This window comes from Tullyiplasma multilocale ATCC 49900 (genome assembly GCF_000483165.1).
Taxonomy (GTDB): Bacteria; Bacillota_I; Bacilli_A; order Mycoplasmatales; family Mycoplasmataceae; genus Tullyiplasma; species Tullyiplasma multilocale.
This window is the reverse complement of sequence record NZ_AXXW01000007.1, coordinates 37,823-62,996: the sequence shown is the minus strand read 5'-3', so window position 1 is coordinate 62,996 and position 25,174 is coordinate 37,823. Positions and strand designations below refer to the sequence as shown.

The following is a 25,174-nucleotide window of genomic DNA, read 5'->3' as shown; positions in this document are numbered from 1 at the left end:
GAGCTTATGAGTTTTAAATTTAAAAATATTTTTGGTAAAACTGAAGATGGTAACTCAGTTGAGAATTACAAATCAGAATTTAACCAACAATTATTAGAATCAGACGAAGAACTACAAACTTTTGATGAGGAGTTCTTTGACGAAGCAAAAACAATTTCTCAAGATGTTAAAAAGAGAACACAATTATTTGCACCAGTTTCATACAGTGCTATTCAACCCGTTGTTGACGCATTGCTTGAAGATAAAGTGATTTTATTAGATTTTGCCAAATTATCTGAAGAAGATAAAAGAAGAGTTAAAGATTTCTTAAGTGGAGTTGTTTACTCAATGAATGGTGAATTCAAAAAGCTTGAAAACCAAGTGTTTAAATTCATAATTAGAAAATAGTCTTTGGCTATTTTTTTTATCTCAAAACGGCCTTATTGAAGAGAAAAACATTTATAATTTTAAAAAGGGGAATTTATATGACTACAAATTTACAAGAATCAAAATTCAAAGTAAACTTAAATAAGTTTGTTAAAAGATTTGATTTCAGTGATTACAGAACTTGATATAAATTAATTATCGGAATTGGTATGTTAAGTTTTATCTTAGCTATCGTAATTGTTGACATCGTAGACATCTTTGAATTAAGAAACCAAGTTGACGCATACTTGAAAACAGTGGGTGACACAACAGATATTCAAACTATCAAAGACGGTTTGGCACAATATATTGGAGATGGGATCAGTTCTCAAAAGTTAGCATGAGTTAACATCAGTCAACAATTAGTTGAGAGTGTTAATGATAAAGATGTTATGGTGATGGAATTCTTTACTACAGTAAACATTTTTGGATACATAGTATTTTACTTCTCTTACTTTACAACTTTAAGTAACGTATTAATCGCTGTTTGATTAACTTATGCAGCATTTGCACCACAACGTGAAGGTGTTAAAGGATTGTTATCTTCAAAAGGGGCAATCTTAACTGCTACTTATATCACAATCACTATGTTAATTTACAACTTGGTATTATTACCAGTAGGATTAATGGCTGGAAATGGTATTGAAGCTAATTGATACTGAGTAAATCAATTTGGATTACATTTAATTATGCCATTATTATTCATTGCATATGCAGTATTTATGATGGATCACAAAAACGAGGAATTAGCTAAAGCTAAAGTATTCCAACAATGATTAATGCAATTTTGCGGATTAATCGGATATGCTATTTACACATTCATCAGAGGTGGTATTAGAGAAGGGATGGGTAATAAAATTGCTTCAACTAACTTCCCTTACTTCTTTGTTGAACTTTGACATAAGGATCCGTTACATGCGGGTAAATATGATGATTTAGGAAATTATGTAAGTGGAGGAATCCACGGAGCAATCTTATTCTTTGTTGTTGTGATTATTATTGCAGCATTCATGATTGGATTCTCAACATTATACATGTACATCATTAGACAATTAAATAAAAGAAAAGGTTAATTTAACCCAAAAAAACGAGAGCTAATTGCTCTCGTTTTTTATATTCAATAGATCGTTTATCTTTGCTTGGAATTCGATTCAGATTTTTGTATTATCTTTCAGTTCTCGTTTACCCAATTCTGTTATTTTGTAATATTTTCTAGAAGGGTAAGGTCCGACTGATTCAGACATATAGTAATCGCAGAATCCTTTATTAATTAATTTTTTAAAAATGGCATAAGCTGTTGATTCGTTAATTTCTATAACATCATTAATAATCCTAGTTAGTTCATAAGCATAACAATCTTTTTCGTTTAAGTGTTTTAGAATGATTAATTCTAAAACACCTTTTTTAAGTTGTGTATCCATTATTACCTAGCCTTTCTTATTAAATATGTACTTCAATTGTATCTTGTCCAAATTGCATTGAATATAAGTGTCATAAACTATCATTATCACAACTGATTGTAGCTCTAATAATCGAATTATCTTCACCTTTGTGTCTATAGAATTCAATTTTTAATCCAGTCGCATATTTTTGTTTAAAGTTAAAGTTGTATTTTAGACCAACTGAATCAGTTGATGCTTCATCTTTAATTATAACTACTCTGGCATTAATTCCACCAAGTAATTTAGAAGTAGAAATATTTTGGACTTCAAGATTATTTCTAATATCGTCTTTGCTGAATCCATCAGTAATTTTTACTTTTGATTCAACACCACTTACATAAGTTTGGTTAACCAAGTTAAGTCCTAGAGAGTTCTCACCAACAAATGTGCCAACCATTCCTCCACTAAATATTAACAAGAATATTGCAGATATTATTAAAATAACTTTTCTGGCAATCTTTTTAGTTCTAATTGGATTTTCTTTAATTGGTTTGTTTTGACTATTGAATAGATCATTAAGTTTCATGAACTAATAAATCATTTAGATGTCTTGACTGTTAGTCAACTAAAACCAATTGCAACAATTGGAAGTAATCCTACAATAGCAACTGCCATTCCGATTGCTGTATCAAAGTTATAGTTAACAAATAGAAGTACAATAGAAGGAATCAATGCTACAACTGCAGCAATAACAACTACCGCAAATATTAACATAGATATTATTTGAAAAAACAGAACAGGGATTAAGAATATATTCCCAATTGTTTTACCAAAAATAACTCCATGCTCTTTTGTGTGTTTTACTTTCTCATTAATTCCAAATTCATTGTAGATATTTTTGGAAATTGTTTCGATTAGTTCAAGATTTTCAAGAACATAGTCTCATCTTTTACCTTCACTCATTTCAATACCAATCTTTTCAGAATAAGTATCAATAATATCTTTACGATCTTCGATAGGAAGATTTATTAGAGCCTTATCTAATTGCTTTAATCATTTATTGACTTTTCTAATTGCACGATTGTCCATATTTTGTTCAACTACCTTTCGTTTAGATGGTTTTGCCTTTGGCATAGTTATAATATTTACTTTACCCATATTTTCACCTCCCTACTATGCTATAACAACTACTATACAATATCAAGTAGTATTTTTGATTTTTTTTATTTATTAAAATTTTGATATAATTAAAGAAATGAAAAGAGGGAAGATATGGCATATTCAAGTTTAGCTCGTGCAATGATTACAATGTGAAACTCACACTTTTCAAAAACTATCTTCGAAAGAGAAGATGGAACTAATGCAAGATTAAACGTTGTTAAGATGTTTGATTTATCACCAACTACAAGAAATTCAAATAAGAAACTAGGAATATCTGAATACAAACAGCCAAATGCAAATGTTTTATATCCTTCAAAAGATGGCATTAAAATTGCTGCAAGTATTTGATTGAATGATAAACCTTCAACAAAATGAATTGTTGGGATCCATGGATTTAATTCATCAAGATTTGATGTATTGTACTTAACATGACACTATCGTCAATTAGGATACAACATTATTACCTTTGATTTTAGAAATCATGGTGGAAGTGAAGTTGATGTTGTATCTTGAGGATTACGTGAGAAATGAGATTTAATAGCAACAGTTGAATGATTAACTAAAAACTATAAGGTTTCTGAAATTGGATTAATTGGAACAAGTATGGGTGGTTTTACTTTAAATCACTTCATGTTAACTGAAACAGAATTAATTAAAAAAGCTAATATTCGTTGAGGGATAGCTGATTCGGCATATATGTCTGTTCCGATGTTATTAGAAAGAATGATTACTAATAACTCGCCTAAGATGTTTGAAGGGTATGCTAAAGAGGTTTTAAACGATATGATGGCAATCTATCGTGAAGAGTATGGAGTTGACCTTACAGGGCTTGGATTTATCAATCTAATAGAACCTAAGAAAACTTACATCCCGATGTTATACTTCCACAACAGATATGATCGTGTTACTGATTATTTAGATAGTTTCAGAATGTGTGATATTAAAAATAATATTGAAAATGATACTAAAAATGAGGTTAAGATTTTTGACGATGGATACCACCATACAAAATCATTAATCGAGTTCGAAGAAGAGTATAAGAAAATCTCATTGAAGTTTGTTAAAAAACATCAACTTCCAGAAGAAAAATAATCAAAAAACTTATTTAAAAGATAATCAAAAGAATATATAATAAATAAGAATATAAACGAAATAGACAATGTTCTATTATGATGTTACTCAGAGAGCTGATGGTTGGTGCAAATCAGTTAACTAATAATAGGATTATCACTATTTTTAAACAGAAAAGAAAAAGCAATTGAGTAGAATTCTGCGGTGGCACCGTTAAAACCTTGAGATGATAAACAATAGTGTTTATTAATTAGGATGGTACCGCGGCTAAATCGCTCCTTATTAGGAGCGATTTTGTTTTATAAAAGGAGATTATAGAAAAATGGCAAACAAATATAAAGATACATTATTAATCGGTAAAACTGATTTTGATATGAGAGCTGGATTAGGAACAAAAGAACCTATCTTTGAAAAAATGTGAGATGAAGAAAACATCTACAACGAAAAATTAAAACTTAATGAAGGAAAACCTTTATTCATGTTACATGATGGGCCACCATATGCAAATGGTTCAATCCACATGGGACATGCTTTAAATAAAACTTTAAAAGATATGATCATTAGATGAAAAAATGCTAATGGGTACAAAGCACCATTTATTATGGGATGAGATACTCATGGTTTACCAATTGAAACTGCAGTTACTAAAACTGGGGTTGATCGTAAAGCAATGGATCCTGTAGCATTTAGAGAATTATGTGAAGCGTATGCAAATGAACAAATCAAAATTCAAACTGCTGGATTTACACGTTTAGGAATGTTTACAGATTACGATACAAAATACGTAACTATGGAACATAACTATGAAATTTCAGAATTAAGATTATTCCAAAAAATGTATGAAAAAGGAATGATTTACAAAGCTCTTAAACCAATTTACTGATCTCCATCAAGTGAATCTGCTTTAGCTGAATCTGAAATTGAATATGCTGATATTAAATCTCCAACAATTTATGTTGCTTGCGAAGTTACAAATGGTAATGAATTAATCAACAAAGGGGCTAATTTAGTAATTTGAACTACAACTCCTTGAACAATTCCTTCAAACCAATTAATTGCAGTTGGAGAAAGAATGAGTTACGCATTAGTTAAACCTTCAAATGATGAAAGACAATTCATTATCGCTGAAACTTTAATTGATACTGTATCTGAAGCAATTGGATGAGAAAATGTTGAAGTTATTAAAACAATGAGAGGGTCTGAACTAGTTGGTTTAGAATATGCTCACCCATTATACAATGACAAAATTTCTAAAGTAGTTGGTGGACACCACGTTACTGACGAAGCTGGAGCTGGATTAGTACACATCGCTGGGGGATTTGGAGAAGATGACTACATGATCGTTAAAAACAACGGAATGGAACCATTTGCACCAATTGATAACCAAGGATGTTTCACAGATGAAATTGCAATTTATGACGAATCATTAGTAGGTAAATTCTACGATGACACAAATAAAGAAATTGGAATGAGATTAGCAGACAACAAAGCATTATTAAAATTAAAATTTGTTACTCACTCATACCCACATGACTGAAGAACTAAAAAACCAGTTATCTACAGATGTACATTACAATGATTTATTGGATTAGATAAAGCTAAAGCTGAAATCTTAGCAAACGTTGATGAAATTACAACAAATCCAAAATGAGCTAAACAACGTTTATACCAAGTACTTGATGATAGAAATGATTGAACAATTTCACGTCAAAGATTATGAGGGGTACCGATCATTGGTTTCTACGACCAAAATGATGAATTAGTATTAAACAATGAAATCTTAGACTTTGCAATTACTAAAATTGCTGAAGTGGGAACAAATGCTTGATTCAAAGAACCAGCAGATACTTTCTTACCTGAACAATACCGTGGACAAAACTTACGTAAAGAAAAAGATATTTTAGATGTATGATTCGATTCAGGATCTTCAGCAATTGCTTTACAAGATCGTTTCCCAGAATATAATCTACCATTTGATCTTTACCTAGAAGGAAACGATCAATACCGTGGATGATTCAACGCTTCAATGATTAATGCAACAGTTTATGGTGGAACAAAACCTTACAAACACTTAACATCATGTGGTATGACTCTTGATGAAAAAGGACGTAAAATGTCTAAATCATTAGGAAATGGAATTGATCCGACAGAATTTTCAAATGATCTTGGAGCTGATATTTTAAGATTATGAGTGGCGTCAACAGATTACACTGATGATCAAAAAATTGGACAAGATATCATTAAACAAGTTTCTGAAACATACAGAAAATTAAGAAACACAATGAGATTCATCTTAGCTAACTTATCTGATTTTGATGCAACAAAAGATTATCAAACATCATTAACTGAAGTTGATCAATTTGCATTAAATAATTTAACAGAATTTAAAAACAAAGCGAGTGAAGCATTTGATAAATTATCATACAACACAGTTTACAACTTAGTAATCAACTATGTAACAAAAGATTTATCTTCATTCTACCTAGATTTCATTAAAGATATTCTTTATATTGAAGCTGAAGATAACATTAGACGTCGTCAAGTTCAAACAGTTTTATTTGAACAACTATGAGCTTTAATTGATATCTTAAGACCAATCTTGGTTCACACAACAGAAGAAGTTTACCAAGCAATGCCATTAGCAAATAAAGAAAAATCAGTTCACTTATTAGACTCAAGAGTTCAAGACTTTAAATGTGATGCTGAATTTGTAGCTAAATGAAATAATGTATTAACATTGCGTGATGATGTTAATAAAGCGTTAGAAGTTGCTCGTGAAAGCAAATTAATTAACAAAGGGTTTGAAGCGATTGTTAATATTGAATTAAAACCAGAATTTAAAGAATTATCTGCTTTGACTGATTTAGCTCAATTGTTCATCGTAAGTCAAATTAACTTTGTTGAAAAAACAAATGAATTTACAGAACAACAAATTTCATTTACATCTGTTGAAAAACGTGATGGTCTAAAATGTGAAAGATGTTGAGGAGTATTTGATACATTAATCAACGATGAAATTTGTGATCGTTGTAATGATGTTGTAAATAAATAGGAGGACATTCTATGTGATTAAACATAACAACATGACTTAAAAATCATAACTATAATTGACGTTACAAACTTATTGTCTGTACACCAATTTTTGTTGTGTTGGTCGCACTAGATTGAATTTCAAAAGGTTTAACAGTTTCTTACATGGAACAAGGTCAAAAATTGGACTTTATCCCTGGGATTGTTAAATTACAATATATTTTAAATCCAGGGAGTGCTGGTGGAGCTAATGCTGATAATCTTGGATTAACAATTACATTAGCCACATTAGCCACTTTGGTAATCACAATTGCATTTATCTTCATAAATGATAAGAAGTGATTAATTGCACTAACTTTCTTAATGGCCGGCTCAATAGCTAACTTAATTGCTCGAGCATGAGCTCCAGCAATCATCGGAACTAGTCAAGAAGGATTAAAAGGGGCAGTTGTTGATATGTTTGTCTGGGACTTCGCTTTATGAGGATCTAATGGATATATCTTCAACTTGGCTGACATGTGAGTTAATATAGGAATCGGATTATTGATACTAGCAGCTATTCTTGAAGGATGAAATGAATTTTACAAAAGAAGATTTCATAAGGTCTGAAATAAAGGTATTCAAGCTAATTTAGTAAGAATGTTAGTCATATTCGCAATTATTACAGTTATAAGTTTTTCTTTATTGATAACTTCAATTATAATAATGAGTATAAAAGGTATCGATGAGTGAATCTTAGGATTTGCAATCGGTGGAGGATTTACCATCATTGGTGGTATTCCACTTTATAAATTAATCAAAATAGCAACACAAAGAAATGAAAAAGGGGTGTAGTATGAATAAAACTATAAAAATTAAAGCTACTGCTAAAAGCGATAGATTAGACAAGTTCTTATCTGAAGGGTTGAAAGAAGGTCACGATTATTCTCGTGCTTTTATTCAAAAACTAATTAAAGATGGGCATGTTGAAATCAATGGTGAAGTAGCACCATCACAAAAAGTTAATATCTTTCCAGGTGATGTAGTTATTGTTAACATACCAGCTCCTAAATCAACTGAAATTGTTGCTGAAAAAGTAGACTTTGAAATTATTTATGAAGACAAAGATATCTTAGTAATTAACAAACCAAATAATGTCGTAGTTCACCCAGGAGCTGGAAACACTTCTGGAACTCTTGTAAATGGTTTAATGGAAGCTATTGATGACTTATCATCAATTGGTGGAGTTGAACGTCCAGGGATTGTTCACCGTCTTGATAAACAAACAACAGGATTATTAATTGTAGCTAAAAACGATGTGGCTCACCGAGTAATGTCAGAAATGATTGCACATCATGAAGTTTACAAAGAATATCAAGCTATTGTTTGAGGAGAAATCAAAGAAAATAAGGGAATTATTGATGCTCCGATTGGAAGACACAATAACGACCGTAAAAAAATGATGGTTACTCACAAAAATTCAAAAAACGCTAAAACAAACTTTGAGGTTATCGAAAGATTTGATAACTCAACATTAATTAGATGTTCAATTGAAACTGGAAGAACTCACCAAATTAGAGTACATTTCAATTTCATTAAACACCCAGTTATGAATGATCCAGTTTATGGACGTCTAACTGATAAAGTTACTGATTTTGGTCAATTCTTACATGCATCAAAATTAGTATTTAATCACCCAATCACAAAAGAGGAAATGACATTTACTGCTCCATTACCTCAAGAAATGCTTGATAGAATTAATGAGTTGAGAGGAGTTGAATAGAATGAATTTTACTTATAAAGAAATTAAAGAGGGGTTAGTTAAGTTTTTCACTAAAAATGAAAGCTATAAAACTTACAAATCTAAAGTTTCTTCAGACGTTATCTATTTATATTCACCTAAATCAGAAATCGAAGTTATTAAAATTTCAAATAAAGTTTCTGATGCTTTAGAAGAGACAGAATTAAACTATATCGTTGAGAAGGTTAAAGCTAATTCGCGTCAACAAGTTAAGGTTTTAAAATTAGTTATCAATAATGAAGAACAAAAAGTATTTGAAGATAATGGAACAATGATAAGAATTATCACAGATATCGAAGGTGTTAAAGCCTCATTGGAACCATTTTTTGCAAACGCTGATTTAATTCAGTTTGAAACAAAAAAAGATTCCAGTGCAGAAAATGCTTTTGATGAAAATCAATCACCAGAAGAGACTATCAAAAGTTTTAAAAACTTCGTAACAAGTGTTAAACATAATAAAGTTACGGTAAGTTGATTTATTTTATTCTTATTTGTTATTACACCATTGTTGTTTACAATCATTTCAACATTCGTAGTTCCTGCAGCTGAAACTAATTCTTTTGCAGGTTTATCAACAATTATCTTTGGTGGTACTAATTACTCACTAACAATTCTTGGTGGTCAATGATGAAGAATCTTTACATGAGGATTTGCACCAACTTATAGTGGAATGATAATGGGTGTATTATTTACACTTTTTGCCGGATTTGCCTTATTTACAACTTCTAAAATAACTGAAGTTAGATTAAATGCGAAAAAATATGGCGCTGGTAAATTTGCAATAGCATTTATCATCGCTTACATCCTAATTGGTCTATTTGCATCAGCAACGTTACCAAAAGTATCAACTGGTGGAATTATGCCAATTCTTGGAATAGTTTCTGGTATTTTAATCATGGATGTTGCTGGAGATAAAACACCAGCGGCTAAGTTTTCAAAAATGAAAGCTATTTGACCAGTTGTATTACTGATTTTAATTCCTTTACTAAAAGGTAATTCTATGGAAATTGCAATTTCATTATTATCACTTGCAATCGGATCTGCAGCTTATGGTATTTTAAAATCAGAGCCGAAGAAATGAAATTGAACTCATATGATAATGTTCTTAATGTTGGCAGCGCTTTTAGTGGCTTCATTAGTATTCATTATCAAACCACACTTAATTCCAGCTTATAATTATGATGTTTTATTAGCATTGAAATTCTATGCTCAAAATAAAGTGTTTGGTAAAATTGATGGAATGAATGAAATCGTTCAAAATATTGGATGAGACATTAAATTCCAAATGGCATCAAATGGACAAGTATTTATTAACTATGGTGTTAATCAATATAGTGAAGTTTTAACTTTATCTAGTCAAGTTGTTGCTAATATATGAGGGGTTAAATAATATGGGGAAAAGACAAGATTATTTATCATGAAAACCTTATTTTATGACCGTAGCTACTGCCAGTGCTATGAGAAGTAAAGATCCTTCAACTCAAGTTGGAGCGGTTGTTGTAAATAAATTAAATCAAATTATTTCAACTGGTTATAATGGTTTTCCTCGTGGGGTTGATGATGACTCATTCCCTTGAGATAATGCAGAGGGAGATTGAGGGGATTTAAAATACCCTTATGTAGCTCATGCTGAATTAAATGCAATTGTTAGTGCGAGAGCTGACTTAACTGATTGTGATTTATATGTAACTTTATTCCCATGTAATGAATGTACTAAGATTGTTTTACAATCTGGTATTAAAAAGATTTATTTCATGGAAGATAAATATCATGACTCAAAAGAGTGTGTGGCATCTCGTAAGATGTTGGATGCTGCTGGAGTTGTCTATGAACAATTACCAAACTTAGAAATTAACATTCAAGTAACAGGACAAAAGTAATAGAGTAATCTATTACTTTTTTATTACTCATAAATGATAAAATAGAATCAGGAGGAATAAATATGATTAAAAAAGTAGGAATTGATATTGTTGAGAATCAAAGAATTAATCTTGATGAGAAGTTTTTGAAAAAGTTTTTAACTAACTCAGAACTTGAAAGGATTTCAACTTTTCAAAACGATGAAGCACGTCTAGGATTTATATCTGGACGTTGAGCTGTTAAAGAAGCAATCATCAAAACTTTAGATGATCATGAGTATATTCCACCTAATGAAATTGAAATTGGATATGATGGTAAAGCACCAATAATTCTGAATAAAAACTTAGGGAAAATATTCATATCTATTTCACATGAAAATAATTATTCTGTAGGAATGGCGGTAAGAGAAAATGATTAGTCTAGTATGAGCACAAACTGAAGAAGGGGTAATTGGAGCTAATAATCAATTACCTTGATCTATTAAAGAAGAAATGGCACATTTCCGTCAAACAACCCTAAATCACAGTATTTTAATGGGAAGTAAGACATTTGAATCGATGAATGGTAAAGCACTGCCTAAAAGGCTAAATTACGTCCTTACAAGAGACGCTAGCAAGTATCAGGGACAAGAAACAGATAATCTTAAATTCGTTGAGTCTATTGATGAATTAGTGGCTGAATATAAAGGTGTTCCGGATAAATACCTTTATGTTATTGGAGGTAGTCAAGTATTTGATTTATTCTTTGATAAAACCGATGAAATAATTAGAAGTATTATTAAAAAACCTTATAAAGGTGATGTTTATATAAGTAATTTCAATTACAATAAATTAAGTAAAGTAAAACAAATCGACTTTGATGAGTTTTACATAGAATATTATAGAGGTAACTAAGATGGCTAAAACAATCATAAAAGAAGAAGCTAATTTAGAAGTTGAAGTTTCAACTGATAAAGTAGTTGAAACTAGAGAAAAGAATAAAGAGAAAAACAATTTAGATCCGTTAAAGATGACTTACATGTGAGTTCCACTTTTACATATCAAAAGAAAAGCTAAAAAAATTGTTAAGAAAAACAGAAATGATCCAAATACATATTCAGAAGAGTATAGATATGAATGATTAAAAAAAGCTGTTAACAAAATGTTATATACATTAAATGTTGATATTAAAGTTGAAGGTTTAGAAAACTGATTAGATAGAGGAATTATCTTAGCTCCTAACCACCAATCAAATATTGATCCATTAATCTTATTAGCGATTAATGATTTCTCAAAACAACAACCTTTAGCATTTATTGCTAAACAAGAATTATGAGAAGATAAAACTTTTGGAAACTTCGTTAGATTAATCGATGCAATTCCTTTAGACCGTAAGAGTCCAAGAAGTGCATTAGAAGCATTCAAAGAAGGAAAAGACTTAGTTGTTGACTATAGACGTTCATTAGCTATCTTCCCTGAAGGTACAAGAAGTGGAAGTCAAGAAATTGGAGAATTCCAACCAGCTTCAATGAAAGTAGCTCAAATGGCTAATGCACCAGTTGTTCCTGTAACAATTATTAACTCACACCAAGTGTTTGCCCAAGACAGACCTAAACGTGTCGAAGTTAAAGTGGTATTTGGTAAACCAATTATGCCAATTAAACATATTTCTTTAAAAACTGAAGATTTAACTAAAAATGTTAGAAAAGAAGTAGTGGCAAACATGACTGAATGAGAAAACAAAGAGATGAAATACGAGTTAAAAAAATTAACTAAGAAAGACATCAAAGATTTAGAACGTGAAGTAAAAGCTGCAGAGAAAAATGCTAAAAAAGGTAAAAAGAAAAAATCATTTAAAGATCTTTTCAAAATCGTTGACTAATCAACGATTTTTTTTATTTTTTTATATATTCCATATTGATTTTTAAGCCCATTTATTTAATAATTAAAAAGTAATTGATTTTTATCAATTATTGCTAAAAAAGGATTGACAAACTAAGGATAAGTTTTGTATAATAATAAAGTCCTTAAAGGGACAACAAAAAACAAAGCAGACGAATAGCTGAACTGGTTCAGCTTGAAGGTTCATCCTGAAGTCAGCACAATTATTAATATGGAAGGGTAGCGAAGAGGCTAAACGCGGGTGGCTGTAACCCACTTCCTTTCGGTTCGGGGGTTCGAATCCCTCCCCTTCCACCATTTTTATTGGGCTATAGCCAAGCGGTAAGGCAAAGGACTTTGACTCCTTCATGCGCCGGTTCGAATCCTGCTAGCCCAACCAATCATGACTCGTTAGCTCAGCCGGTAGAGCAACTGGCTTTTAACCAGTGGGTCCGGAGTTCGAATCTCCGACGAGTCACCATTTATTTTTATATTAGGATTTTTTATCCCCAAGTGGCGGAACTGGTAGACGCACTGGACTTAAAATCCAGCGGGCTTTATATCCCGTGCCGGTTCAAGTCCGGCCTTGGGGACCATTCGAAAATTACATCAACCTTCGGGTTGATTTTTTTTGTCTAAAATTATCTTTAGTAAAGAGGGGATAAAAAAAGAACCTCCGAAGAGATTCAAACTATTATAAGTATTTATCTGAAATGTTTTTGAATGAATAAGTATCTGTTGATTCTTCTTCAGTTTCTTCTTCTGGTTCATTTGGAGTTTCACTTGATGCATCATCTTCATCATTTGTAACACCTTTATCTCATGTTTGTCATTTATAAGTTGTTCCAGTTTCATTATCGCTTTGATCTGAGTTAACTGTTAAGTTAATTCTTTGACCATTAACGATTGAATCAACGATTGATCCGTTAAATTCTTTGGCAATATTTTTAAATAGGGTAATTAGAGATTCTTCTCTAATAGCTTTTGCTTCTTCTTTTGAAATACCTTTTTGTCCATCAATTGATTTATCTGTATTTTTATTGAATTCCATAAATGTTTCAAATCCATTTACCATTCCAGTTAAAACACCGTTTTTAATGATTAAGAACATTGGTCCTGTTTTGCTAGATAATTTATTAACAATAGCATCAACTTGTTCTGTTATTTCTTTAGCTTTAACATCTCCAGCACTTGCTTGGTTTGATGTGTAAAGTGTTTGAGCAACAGTTTTTTTAACGTAATCACTTAGTAATGACTTAGTTGATCCGCTTTTGAATAAATCAGCAATTTCTTTAATTGTTAAAGCTTTGAAGTTTACGTTTGTATCCATTGCTTCAACTTCAGTGTTATAACCGATGTATTTACCTTCTTGAGAAGTATCTGATAATTGTCATAAAGATTTATCTTTATTTCATTTAACTTCGTTTGTTTGATTTCAAGCAATTTCTTGATTTGGTGTTGATGGATTACCTAACTGTGAAGATCAACCTGTATAAATATCAGATCAAGCTTTAGTAGTTTTAGTAGTTCCTTCGTTTGGGTTAGTGATTTTTGATAAAACATCTAAGTTTGTTTGTAAATCAGATCCAGCTCCTACAAATTCTTTAATGGCACTTTCAAAAGAAAGAGAAGAGTTATTATCTTTAGCACCAATGTATAAAACCATTGAGCTTCCTTTTTTAGTAACTTTTCCATCTTTGTATTGAACTTTAGTGTCTTCAATTCATGATTGAACTTTCTTAAAATCTTTATCAGAACTGTCACTACATGCGACAACTGCTAAACCAGCAGTTGCTGTTAAACCAACAGCTCCAAGGATTGCTAATAACTTTTTCATAATTACCTCCATTTATTAAATAGGATATAATATACCTATAAATCAATAATTAATAATATTTTACTATAATTAGAACTAATAAAGAATTATTAATATAAATAATTAATACAAAAAAAGTTTTTTTATGTTGAAAAGTAGAATGATAATTGATATTATTAAAAAGCAAGTAAGTTTAAGACTTATATGCATAATGTTCTAGTAATATTATGAATTTAGAGAGGTGAATGTTAATATGCGCGATAAATATATTTTACGTTGTACAGTATGTAAAAATGAAAACTACATTGGAAAAAACGATAAAAAATTACCAAAAATCGAAGTTTCAAAATTCTGTTCAAACTGTAACAAACACGAAATTCATAAACAAAAAAAATAGTCTTAATAAAAGACTATTTTTTTTATGCTTTTGGTTATAAAATACTAATAATACCCAAAGGGTAAAAAGGAGAATAAAATTATGACTAAATATGAAAAAGTACTTAATTTATTAGAAGAAAATAATACAGATGCTGTTATCTTATATTCACCTGAAAATCGTTACTGATATTCAAGATTTCATTCATCAATGGGATATTTAATTATCACTAAAAAAGGATCATACCTATTTTTAGATGGAAGATATATAACTGCAGCTAGAAACAAAACTGATTTACAAAACATTACAGAAGTAATTCACTTCGGTAAAAACGTTTGAGAAGAAATGAAAAAAGTTTTAGCTCGTGATGGAGTTAAAACATTAGGATTCGAATCTGATTGAGTTGTTTATAACCAATATCAAGGATTTGATAAAATGTTTGCAGAACAAACATTAGTTCCTGTTAACTGTTCAAAAATGAGAATGGTTAAAGAAGAATGAGAATTGGCTCAAATTCAAAAAGCTTGCGATATTACAAACACTGTCTTTGAAGAAGTTGTAGCTTGAGTTAAACCAGGAATTACTGAAAAAGATCTATCAAGATTTGTTTCAGATAGATTCTTTGCAAACGGAGCTGACAAATTAAGTTTTGACACAATTGTTGCTAGTGGAATTAACGGAAGTATGCCTCATGCTGTTCCAACTGATAAAGTTTTAGTTGAGGGTGAATTAATCACTTTAGATATGGGATGTTTCTATAACGGGTACTGTTCAGATCAAACTAGAACATTTGTTTTAGGAAATGAATTAGATGCTAAATTACAAAACATTTACGATACAGTTTATGCTGCTCAAAGCTTAGGTTTATCTTTAGTTAAAGCTGGTAAAAATGCTGGAGATATTCATAGAGAAGTTGAAAAATTTATTGCTGAAGCTGGATATGAAGGGTACTTCGATCATGGATTAGGACATGGAATTGGTGTAGAAATTCATGAAGAACCATATGAAAATGGGACAAGCCAATCAATTTTAGCTGAAAACATGACTATTACAGTTGAACCAGGAATCTATGTTCCAGGATTGGGTGGAGTAAGAATTGAAGATGACGTTATTGTAACTACTGAAGGAAGCAAAATGTTAACAAGTTCACCTAGAGAACTATTATTCATCAACAATAAATAAAAACAATAAAGTAAACCGTCAAAGGTTTACTTTTTTATTTAGATAATTTAAGTTTAAAGTTCAAAGTTAGCAGGGGAGATAATATACTTTTGACCCAAAAATTGATAAAATAATACTAATATTGTTTATGGAGGAAAAATGGGTAAATTATTATTTAAAAATAAAGATAATCAAGCTATGGAGCCTAAAAAAGTGAAAACTGATTTACAGGTTAGATTATATTCAGCTATTGTTATGGTTATCTTAATGGCTATCTATTTAGCTCTTCCGATAATTCATACAGAATTATTAAGAGGAGAAATAAATGATGTCGTTAAAGACATTCCAGGATATATTGCAATTATAATTACATCAGCAATTATCGGAATGAGTATCTTTGAAATCAACAGAGTACTAGGAATCAAGGTTTGATACCATCACGCAACTTTAATTGCGGCTGCAATCTTTGTATTTATTATGCCAATGGGGACATGAACTACATTAAGTAAAGTCTTCTTGTATAGAGCAATTGATGTTCCTGATATGGCAACATGATGAGTTTCTTTATTAATAATTCTTGCGTTAGTTGTAATCATCTTTGGGGTATTTAAATGAGCTGAAAATGCTTCATTTAAAAATGTTTTCATCAGTTTTGCTATTACAATTGTTATTGTATTTGCGATGAAAGGTTTCTCAAATATTTCATTATCAGTTGAACCTGAAAATTTCGTAGGAACTGGAAACGAGTTAGCAGAATACATTCCGACATATTCATTTACAAGTATTATTTGAATTTGATCAACAATTATCTTCACAGATACTTTCGCATACTTAGGTGGACGTAAATTTGGTAAAAACAAATTAGCGCCAAAAATCAGTCCTAAAAAAACTTGAGAAGGTGCCATAATTGGTTCAAGTGTTGCTATCGCACTTGGAATTATCTTTACATTAACATTATTCTATGTTGATGGTTCAAAAGAATATGCTCCATTTTACAAAATATTTGAACCTATGGAAAGCCACATTGGATCATGAGCTCCAGGTTTCTTATATGTTATCTTAACTGTTTTAATTTCAATCTTAGGTCAAATGGGTGACTTAATGTTTAGTGCAATTAAGAGAATGTTTGGAATCAAAGATTATTCAAACTTAATTCCAGGACATGGAGGAGTTTTAGATAGATTAGATTCATTCATGTTAGTATTCTTTGTAATGTTCTTTATTACATTCGCAATGAACTAGAAAGAGGTGTCCATTCATGAGCGCAGGATTAATAGTTGGTGCCTTTTTTATAGGTATCTTAGCAATTTTATTCCTAATAATGCTCCATGAATTTGGACATTTTTTAGTTGCTAAATTAACTGGAGCTTTCGTTTATGAGTTCTCAGTTGGTTTTGGACCAAGAATCTTTACTTACAAAGGTAAGGAAACATGATATTCAATCAGGATTATTCCATTAGGAGGATTTGTTTCAATTGCTTCAGATAGAAGTGATCCACCGGTTGGTCGTGAAGATGAAGCTGATTTAATTCCTGATGAAAGAAAGATGGAATACACAAAGCGTTGAAAAAAAGCTCTATTCATTATTGCAGGACCATTGATGAACTTCTTATTTGCTGTGTTTTTAATAACAACTATTTTTATGGCAACTTTAGCCAAACCAAACGATATGAGTTTTTATGGGCAAAGATTTGATGATACAAGTATTGCCTATAAAGCAATAAAAGAAAATGAACCTGAACTTAAAATTGAAAGCCAAAACTTTGTAATTACAGGTTGGGAAGCTTACTTGGATGAACCTTCGAATATAATTTTTACAAATATTGAGGGTGGGGTACAAACTGACGAAACCATCTCTGATGGGGGAATGTGAGCACCTAATTACCGTAAAATTGTTTATAATTTTATTAATGCGTTTGACAAAGATATCTTTAAAAAACAAGATAATTTTGAAAAGATTTATATACGTTTTTCATATCGTGAGTTAATCGTTCCTCATATGGGTAAATTTAAAGCAGAAGACTTTAAAACAACACAATGGGTAAATGATTCTTCATCTTGAAAAGCTAATAATAAAATATCAGTAGGAATCACACCACCAAGTAGAATTTTCAAAAACACAACTCAGGCATATGCATACGGGTGAAAAGAAACTGGTGAACAAACAATTGCATTACTTAAGGCATTCGGGCAATTGTTTACTGGTAATATTAAAGCGTTGTCAGGTCCGCTTGGTATGGCCAATCAAACAGCTAATATGATTAAAGCACCAGACACATTCTTTTTATATGTGGCAGGAATATCGGCTAACTTATTTATGTTAAATATGTTGCCCATTCCTCCATTGGATGGATACAAATTCTTAGAAAATGCAGCTGAAGCTGTGGTTAGAAAAGAATTAAGTGGTAAATATAAAATAATTGCTTATTCAATTGGAGCAATATTATTTATCGGATTATTTTTAATAATCACATTAAAAGATTTATTTTTAGGATAGGAGAAATAACATGGATCAAAGAATAAAAAATATTTTTGATAGACTTCAAATTAGCTTAGATGAGCTAGATTTAGGGTATTTTGAAAATGCAAAATTAGTTGAACAAATTGCTATTTCTCAAACTAAAGGGAAAGCTTATATCCATATTGGAGTAGCTAACTTTTTACCAATAAGAATCTTAAAAGAAATTAATGATAAATTTAGTAAAAATGACTACATTAAGATGAAGTTGATAGTAAATGTAAAACACCAAATGATAGAAAATGATATTATTTGAGATTATCTAGAATTTATTAAAAAAGAGAAATGTCAAAATAAAGGTGGAGCTTGAAACTTTGTTGAAAAAGACGCTTATAAATTTGATATCGACGAAAACAAAATCATTTTCGATGTAGATTCTGAAACTCAAAAAGAAGAATTACAAAGAGAATTAGATTATAGTGATGCTAAATTAAAACAATATGGTTTTAAAGGTCTTAAATTTGAAATTAAAGTAACTCCAATAAGTGATGAATATTGAGCTGCTAAAGAAAAAGCTTATTTAGAAGCTGCTGCTGCTAAAAAAGCTGAAGCTGCAGCAATGCAAAACCAATTTGGTGGACAAGATTCAAAACCAACTTACCAAAGTAATGGAAGTACTTTTAAACGTTTTGCGGTTAAATTAGATACCCCAACTTATGAATCGATTTTAGATTTAGATGATGATGCTCAGAATGTTGTTGTTCATGGTATGGTATTGACTAAAGATGTTAAAACTTCTAAAGCCGGAAGAAAAATTTACTCTTTAGGGATAACTGATCACAAATCATCTATCAAAGCTATCTACTTTGCAAAAGATGAAAATTCATGCTTATTTGATGATTTAACAGAAGAAGAAGCTACAGCAGATAATGCCAAAGAAATGCGTGCACAACGCATTAATAAAGGTGATTGAATTGCTATTAAAGGTAAGACAAACTTCTCTCAATACGACATGGAACAAGTTTTCTATATCGACAACTTTCAAAAACTTGACAAAGCAGTTGAAACAAGAAAAGATACTGCTCCAATTAAACGTGTTGAATTGCATACTCACTCAAAAATGAGTGCGATGGATGCCGTTTCAAACGTTGGAGATTATGTTAAGAGAGCAGATCAATGAGGTTGAAATGCTATTGCTTTAACAGATCACCACAATGTACAAGCTTATCCTGATGCATATGCTGCGATTAAAAATGCTAATAGAGGTCGTGCTGAAGATAATAAATTGAAGATGATTTATGGTTTAGAAATGACAATGTTACCAGGTGATCTTTGATATGTTAAAAACCCAAAAGGTCAAAGTTTAAGAGATACCAAATTAGTTATTTACGATTTAGAAACTACAGGGCTATCTCCAGAATTTGATGAAATCATCGAGTTTGGAGCTGTAATTTATGATTATAAAAATGGTTCAAGAGAAGCGATCGACATTTTGATCAAACCAGAACAACCATTAAAACAATTTACAAAAGACTTAACTCACATCACTGATGAAATGTTAGAGGATAAACCAGGAATTGAAGAAGCATTTAAGAAAATATATGAAATTATTGATGGAGCTATTTTAGTTGCCCACAATGCCAACTTCGACTTCAACTTCTTGAATAGTTATGCTAAAAAATTAGGATATCCAGAGTTAACAAATACAGTTATTGATACATTAACAATTGCCAGAGCGATGTATCCAACTCTTTCAAATCACAGATTAGGAACAGTTGCTAAGAAAAATGGTATTTTATACGATGATAAAGTTGCTCACCGTGGGGACTATGATGCCGATGTTCTAACTGACATCTACGAGCACATGTGAGCTGATTTAAGAAAAACTATGAGTATTGATATTGATACTGATTGAAATAAAGTAAATCCTGAAAATGATAAAGATAACATGAACTATGTTCGTTCACGTGGTTTCCATACAACTGTATTGGTTAAAAACATGAAAGGGTTAAAAGAACTTTATAAATTAGTTTCATTAACTCATACCGAACAATACTTTGGTGGACCAAAAATCTTTAAACAACAATTAGAAGAATTACAAAAAAATGGGAATCTTTTATTTGGAACAAGTTGTGTTAATGGAGAGATCTTTGATATAGCTAGAACAAATACAATTGAAGAATTAGAAAAAAGAATTCAATTCTATGACTATGTAGAAGTTCAACCACTAAGCGTTTATAAAAACTTACTACAAAATGATTCATTGGATGAAAATGAACTTAAGAGAACAGTAAGAATAATCATTGATGCTGCTTTAAAACATAATAAATTAGTAGTAGCTACAAGTGATGCCCATTATACTGATGAAGAATTAAAACAAATTCGTGAAGTTTATATATCAGCTAAGGGATTAGGGGGAAGAAGACACCCATTATACGACTTTAAAGGTCGTGTTAAGGATAACCCTGATCAACACCTTAGAACAACAACTGAAATGTTAAGCGAATTTGCTTGATTAGAAGATAAAGAATTAATTAATAAGATTGTTATTGAAAATACAAACATTATTAATGACATGATTGATGGAGATGTAGTACCTGTTAGAGATGGTTCATATACTCCATATATTGAGAATGTAGATGTTTTATTAAGAGATAAATGTTATGAAACTGCCCATGATTTATATGGACCAGTATTACCAGAAATCGTTGAAGCTCGTTTGGAAAAAGAATTATCATCTATTACTAAACATGGTTTTGCTGTTATTTATTGAATTTCTCACAAACTTGTAGAGAAATCACTAAACGATGGATATTTAGTAGGATCACGTGGTTCTGTTGGTTCTTCATTTGTAGCAACAGCTTCAAATATTACCGAAGTTAATCCACTTAAAGCTCACTACCGTTGTGCGAAATGTAAATACTCAAACTTTGATACTCCACCTGAAGTAAAATGTGGATATGATTTACCAAAAGCTAATTGTCCTGAATGTAATGAACAATTAATTGGTGATGGACACGATATTCCGTTTGAAACTTTCTTAGGTTTCGATGGAGATAAAGTTCCTGATATCGACTTAAACTTCTCAGGAGAATATCAACCTACAGCTCACAACTTTACAAAAGAAATGTTCGGTGAAAACAATGTTTTCAGAGCCGGAACAATTTCTACAGTTGCTGCCAAAACAGCATTTGGTTATGTTAAAGGTTATATGGAAGAAAAATACGACGAATTTAATCAACCACGTAAAGTTGAAGTTGAGCGTTTAGCTAGTTTAGCTGAAGGGGTTAAAAGAACTACTGGTCAACACCCAGGTGGAATTATTATTCTTCCAAGTGAATACGACATTGAAGACTTTACACCTGTTAACTATCCAGCTGACGATCAAAGTGCTGCTTGAAAAACAACTCACTTCGATTTCCACTCAATCCACGATAACTTATTAAAAATGGATATTTTGGGACACGTTGACCCAACTGCTCTTAAAATTTTAAGAGATATTACAGGAGTTGATCCAATCACTATTCCAACAAATGATGAAAATGTTTATTCATTATTCTCAGGACTAGACCAATTGGGTATCGAACCTGACAAAATCAATGGTGAAACTACTGGGGCTATCGGAATTCCTGAATTCGGAACTTCATTTGTTAGAGGGATGTTACGAGAAACAAAACCTAAAACATTTGCTGACTTAGTTCAAATTTCTGGATTATCACACGGAACAGACGTATGATTAGGGAATGCTCAAAAATTAATTAAAGAAGGTATTGCCAACATTTCAACTGTTATTGGTTGTCGTGATGACATTATGGTTTATTTAATGAGCATGGGAATGGATGCAACTATGTCTTTCACAATCATGGAATCAGTTCGTAAAGGTAAAGGTTTAACTAAGGAATGAATTAATGCTATGCATGAATGTGCAGTTCCGGATTGATATATCGATTCATGTTTAAAAATTAAATATATGTTCCCTAAAGCCCATGCTACAGCTTACGTTTTAATGGCATATAGAATTGCATGATATAAAGTGTATTATCCTGCTGAATACTATGCAACATTCTTTTCTACAAGAGCTGATGCTTTCGATTTAAAAGCAGCTCTTGGTGGTTATGAAGCAGTTGCTGCCAAAATTAAAGAGATGGAATACCGTTCAAGTCATGGTGAAAAAATGACTAAAAAAGATGATGACTTAAAAATATCATATGAGGTATTACTAGAAATGTTTGCTCGTGGGATCAAATTTAAAAACATTGATTTTGAAAAATCATTAGCTTCAAGATTTGTAGTAGACGAGAACAAAGTTATTATTCCACCATTTGATGTTATTGATTCATTAGGAACAGCTGCTGGAGAATCTATTGTAAAAGCAAGAGAAATTAAACCAATCTCTTCAATTACGGATTTAAAAAATAGAACTCAAGTAACTCAAACTCAATTAAAAATATTTGAAGACTTAAAAATCACTGATGCCTTATCAGGAGATGAACAATTAACATTTGAATTCTAATTTTATTAATCTACTTTCGGTAAAATGAAAGTAGATTTTTTATTAATTTTTGATTAGGGACTAATTTATTAATGGTGTTATCATGAAAATATGAGGTGGTATCTAAAATATGAAAAAATGACGCAAACGAATTTTAATAGTATTTCTTATTCTTGCAACTTTGGCCATTATTGGATTTATAACAGGGATTATAGTAATTGAAATAATATGATCTAGTGCAAGTCATGGACTACCTGGAAAAATAGATGACACGATGATAATATTGACAACTAATATAAAAGTCTTAATTAATTAGAAATTTATTTAAAAGTACTCTATATTAATTAAAAAAAGTTAATAAAAAAATAAAAACGAAAAGCGAAGGAATTCGTTTTTATTTTGGAGTTTTACTTATATAATTAAAAATATATATGTAACTTTTATGGGAGGGTATTATGAGAAATAATTTTGAAAAAAATAAAACAGGAATGTTCTTGATGTTGATTTCAACTATCGTAATGTTTGTGTTTGGGTTTGTTTTAATAGGTCAAGGTTTCATTTCAATGGACCAAGCTAAAATAGCTGAGAATTTGAAGTTAACTAAACTATCTGGTTTAGGGACATTATCATTGATAATGGGATTGCTTTTCGTGATATTGGCATTTTACAAAACTTTTATTATTACGCAACAAAGAAAAGGTAATGATAAGATTAATAGCCAGTATTGAATTGTAAACTTCGCTTCATGATTTATAATGTTTATCCTTATGTTTGTGATGTTTGGATTAACATTTGCTGCTAGAAAAGGTATTGATCATAGTGTTGTTTCAATTTATTATGTTTTCTTCGTATTGAATATAATTTTATTAGCAATTTGAGGATACGGAATTTACTTAACAAGTGTTATTAAAATAGAGTACTTCAAAATCAAATTTTCAAGAAAAGTAGAAAATAATGAAGTGATGCAAAAAGAAGAAATCATTGCAATCGAAACAGATTCTTCAGAACAAGAATAACCGAGAGGTTATTTTTTTATTTATTATATGATCAATATCTCACAATAATATTATTCTGAGATTATACTTAAAATAAAGTGGGGGAAATATGTCAAAAAATATAAAGTTTTTTACCAATATGCTTTTCGCATGTTTTCTATTATCTGTAATTTGGACAGTTGTGTCAATTATTTTCTTGACTTTTGATATAGCTAATTATTTACAAACTAATGAGGACTTTCCAATTAGAACCATCTCATTGATTGTTTCTGTAATTATTTCTTTGAATTTATCTGTCAACATTGGTGTGGGATTGTTAAAAGCGAGATTAAGTTTTAAAAGGGGTAATGCTAAGGGTGGTTATATGATGGTTTGTGCATTATTTACGACAAATAGAGTTTTTAATACAAAATTCAACACTATGAGAACTGGGCCAATTGATTACTTTTACAGTTGTAGTTTCAGATCTCTTAATGATCACGAAAAATCTTTTGACTTTGCTGTAGATGTGTTTACATTATTCCTTATAGTTCCTATTCTGGTATGAAGAATAATTTTCTTCTTAACAACTTTTATATTCAGGGTTATTTTCTTTTTCGCACTTAGACTTGGTGATAAGAAAATCGTTTCGAATTTAGTTAAATAAAAATGCATTACGGAAGCAATATATTTTTTGAATATCAATATTCCTTTTTTTATTATTTCAAAAAGTTAGACTCAGTTCTTATTAAAATTAGTGCTGTGTCATCTCTAAGCTCCTATATATAAAAAAAGAGGCCTGAACCTCTTTTTTTACTGTGGAGTACACCACTAAACTTTGTCACCAAATCTCTTTGATTATTTTAAATATACATCTTCACTTTTGAAAAGTAAATACTTTCCGTTGTTTTATTAAAAAAGTCTATGTGGCCTTTGTCAATGGTTTTTTTAACGCTTCTTATGTGGTCAACATCATTTCGGATATCTTCAGTAGAATATCCACCAGTAAACATATTTCTAACTAACATGTAGTCACGTCTATTTAGTTCTGTTTTATTTTCCCCAAAAAACCACTACATCAGAGTTCTCTGAGTATATAATTTTGATAATTTTCCTTTAACCTGCATTTGTGTGTGGAACTAGTAATATTATCTCCTTTTTGATTTCAAATTGAATGGTCTTATCGACTATAATTCATATTTTGAATATCATAGGGTTGTTTTTTTATTTTAATTTAGTAATATCAATATAATAATTTAATAATGAAAAACTTGTATAAGCCGACATAATGGGTCGGTGTCTCTACGTTGCACCAATGCAAATCTATAAGAAGATGCTCTTGGAGAAGT

The 25,174-nt window shown here is 30.6% G+C and carries 23 protein-coding genes, 4 tRNA genes, 1 riboswitch and 1 other annotated feature; of the genes, 23 read left to right on the top strand and 4 right to left on the bottom strand.

Annotation, left to right across the window (positions count from 1 at the left end):
- Positions 1–6: 6 nt before the first annotated feature.
- Positions 7–387 (top strand): cell division protein SepF, encoded by a 381-nt coding sequence (locus tag G319_RS04935; protein ID WP_051350870.1) that lies wholly within the window; start codon positions 7–9, stop codon positions 385–387.
- 77 nt (positions 388–464) lie between these two features.
- Positions 465–1,478, top strand: a complete 1,014-nt coding sequence (locus tag G319_RS09450) for a Pr6Pr family membrane protein (protein ID WP_026389543.1) — start codon at positions 465–467, stop codon at positions 1,476–1,478.
- 21 nt (positions 1,479–1,499) lie between these two features.
- Here the strand turns inward: G319_RS09450 and G319_RS0102510 are convergent, their stop codons facing one another.
- Genes G319_RS0102510 through G319_RS09445 form a run of 3 tightly spaced genes read right to left on the bottom strand, consistent with a single transcriptional unit; the run spans position 1,500 to position 2,945 of the window.
- On the bottom strand, positions 1,500–1,826 hold the full coding sequence (locus G319_RS0102510; RefSeq protein ID WP_026389542.1) for a PadR family transcriptional regulator: 327 nt from the start codon (positions 1,824–1,826) through the stop codon (positions 1,500–1,502).
- 19 nt (positions 1,827–1,845) lie between these two features.
- On the bottom strand, positions 1,846–2,373 hold the full coding sequence (locus G319_RS0102505) for a hypothetical protein (protein ID WP_026389541.1): 528 nt from the start codon (positions 2,371–2,373) through the stop codon (positions 1,846–1,848).
- Entirely contained in the window at positions 2,283–2,945 is a 663-nt protein-coding gene (locus G319_RS09445) for a DUF1700 domain-containing protein (protein ID WP_026389540.1), read from the bottom strand. The genes G319_RS0102505 and G319_RS09445 overlap by 91 nt, the downstream gene beginning before the upstream one ends.
- A gap of 114 nt (positions 2,946–3,059) precedes the next feature.
- On the opposite strand from G319_RS09445, the gene G319_RS0102495 reads away from it, so the two are divergent.
- From G319_RS0102495 to G319_RS0102435, 13 genes are all read left to right on the top strand, one after another.
- Positions 3,060–4,040, top strand: coding sequence for an alpha/beta hydrolase family protein (locus tag G319_RS0102495; RefSeq protein ID WP_026389539.1), 981 nt, complete (start codon positions 3,060–3,062; stop codon positions 4,038–4,040).
- Between the two features lie 46 nt (positions 4,041–4,086).
- Positions 4,087–4,302, top strand: a binding site (T-box leader).
- 39 nt (positions 4,303–4,341) lie between these two features.
- Positions 4,342–7,071, top strand: a complete 2,730-nt coding sequence (gene ileS / locus G319_RS0102490) for an isoleucine--tRNA ligase (RefSeq protein ID WP_026389538.1) — start codon at positions 4,342–4,344, stop codon at positions 7,069–7,071.
- Positions 7,072–7,082: 11 nt separating this feature from the next.
- A complete protein-coding gene (locus tag G319_RS09440) occupies positions 7,083–7,883 on the top strand; it encodes a signal peptidase II (RefSeq protein ID WP_051350869.1) in 801 nt (266 codons plus the stop codon).
- A 1-nt stretch (position 7,884) separates the two neighbouring features.
- On the top strand, positions 7,885–8,811 hold the full coding sequence (locus G319_RS0102480; protein WP_026389537.1) for an RluA family pseudouridine synthase: 927 nt from the start codon (positions 7,885–7,887) through the stop codon (positions 8,809–8,811).
- 1 nt (position 8,812) lies between these two features.
- A complete protein-coding gene (locus G319_RS09435; protein ID WP_026389536.1) occupies positions 8,813–10,219 on the top strand; it encodes a hypothetical protein in 1,407 nt (468 codons plus the stop codon).
- Position 10,220: 1 nt separating this feature from the next.
- Positions 10,221–10,709, top strand: coding sequence for a deoxycytidylate deaminase (locus G319_RS0102470; protein WP_026389535.1), 489 nt, complete (start codon positions 10,221–10,223; stop codon positions 10,707–10,709).
- A 62-nt stretch (positions 10,710–10,771) separates the two neighbouring features.
- Positions 10,772–11,107, top strand: coding sequence for a holo-ACP synthase (locus G319_RS0102465; RefSeq protein WP_026389534.1), 336 nt, complete (start codon positions 10,772–10,774; stop codon positions 11,105–11,107).
- Positions 11,100–11,582 (top strand): dihydrofolate reductase, encoded by a 483-nt coding sequence (locus G319_RS0102460; RefSeq protein ID WP_026389533.1) that lies wholly within the window; start codon positions 11,100–11,102, stop codon positions 11,580–11,582. The genes G319_RS0102465 and G319_RS0102460 overlap by 8 nt, the downstream gene beginning before the upstream one ends.
- 1 nt (position 11,583) lies before the next feature.
- Positions 11,584–12,549 carry a lysophospholipid acyltransferase family protein gene (locus G319_RS0102455; RefSeq protein ID WP_035358815.1) on the top strand — a complete coding sequence of 322 codons (966 nt, stop codon included), beginning with the start codon at positions 11,584–11,586 and terminating at the stop codon, positions 12,547–12,549.
- A gap of 233 nt (positions 12,550–12,782) precedes the next feature.
- A tRNA-Tyr gene (locus tag G319_RS0102450) sits at positions 12,783–12,866 on the top strand.
- A gap of 7 nt (positions 12,867–12,873) precedes the next feature.
- Positions 12,874–12,948: transfer RNA gene (locus G319_RS0102445), tRNA-Gln, on the top strand.
- Between the two features lie 5 nt (positions 12,949–12,953).
- Positions 12,954–13,029 (top strand) — tRNA-Lys (locus tag G319_RS0102440).
- A gap of 26 nt (positions 13,030–13,055) precedes the next feature.
- Positions 13,056–13,144, top strand: a tRNA-Leu gene (locus tag G319_RS0102435).
- A 98-nt stretch (positions 13,145–13,242) separates the two neighbouring features.
- On the opposite strand, the gene G319_RS09430 is transcribed toward G319_RS0102435, so the two are convergent.
- Positions 13,243–14,385 (bottom strand): lipoprotein, encoded by a 1,143-nt coding sequence (locus G319_RS09430; RefSeq protein WP_026389531.1) that lies wholly within the window; start codon positions 14,383–14,385, stop codon positions 13,243–13,245.
- Between the two features lie 232 nt (positions 14,386–14,617).
- Between G319_RS09430 and rpmG the strand changes: the two genes are divergently transcribed.
- The 8 genes from rpmG (at position 14,618) to G319_RS0102390 (ending at position 24,492) form a co-directional block, all read left to right on the top strand.
- On the top strand, positions 14,618–14,761 hold the full coding sequence (rpmG, locus tag G319_RS0102425; protein WP_026389530.1) for a 50S ribosomal protein L33: 144 nt from the start codon (positions 14,618–14,620) through the stop codon (positions 14,759–14,761).
- Between the two features lie 81 nt (positions 14,762–14,842).
- Positions 14,843–15,922: a M24 family metallopeptidase gene (locus G319_RS0102420; RefSeq protein ID WP_026389529.1), complete on the top strand. Its 1,080-nt coding sequence runs from the start codon at positions 14,843–14,845 to the stop codon at positions 15,920–15,922.
- A 138-nt stretch (positions 15,923–16,060) separates the two neighbouring features.
- Complete coding sequence (locus G319_RS09425) at positions 16,061–17,143, top strand: phosphatidate cytidylyltransferase (RefSeq protein WP_051350868.1); 1,083 nt, start codon at positions 16,061–16,063, stop codon at positions 17,141–17,143.
- Positions 17,144–17,159: 16 nt separating this feature from the next.
- A complete protein-coding gene (locus G319_RS09420; RefSeq protein ID WP_026389528.1) occupies positions 17,160–18,398 on the top strand; it encodes a site-2 protease family protein in 1,239 nt (412 codons plus the stop codon).
- A gap of 10 nt (positions 18,399–18,408) precedes the next feature.
- On the top strand, positions 18,409–22,872 hold the full coding sequence (locus G319_RS0102405) for a PolC-type DNA polymerase III (protein WP_026389527.1): 4,464 nt from the start codon (positions 18,409–18,411) through the stop codon (positions 22,870–22,872).
- Between the two features lie 109 nt (positions 22,873–22,981).
- Positions 22,982–23,167, top strand: coding sequence for a hypothetical protein (locus G319_RS09415; RefSeq protein WP_026389526.1), 186 nt, complete (start codon positions 22,982–22,984; stop codon positions 23,165–23,167).
- Between the two features lie 139 nt (positions 23,168–23,306).
- A complete protein-coding gene (locus tag G319_RS09410) occupies positions 23,307–23,867 on the top strand; it encodes a M48 family metalloprotease (RefSeq protein ID WP_026389525.1) in 561 nt (186 codons plus the stop codon).
- A gap of 88 nt (positions 23,868–23,955) precedes the next feature.
- Positions 23,956–24,492 (top strand): hypothetical protein, encoded by a 537-nt coding sequence (locus G319_RS0102390; protein WP_026389524.1) that lies wholly within the window; start codon positions 23,956–23,958, stop codon positions 24,490–24,492.
- A 584-nt stretch (positions 24,493–25,076) separates the two neighbouring features.
- A riboswitch (purine riboswitch) is annotated at positions 25,077–25,171 on the top strand.
- The last annotated feature ends 3 nt before the right edge of the window (positions 25,172–25,174 follow it).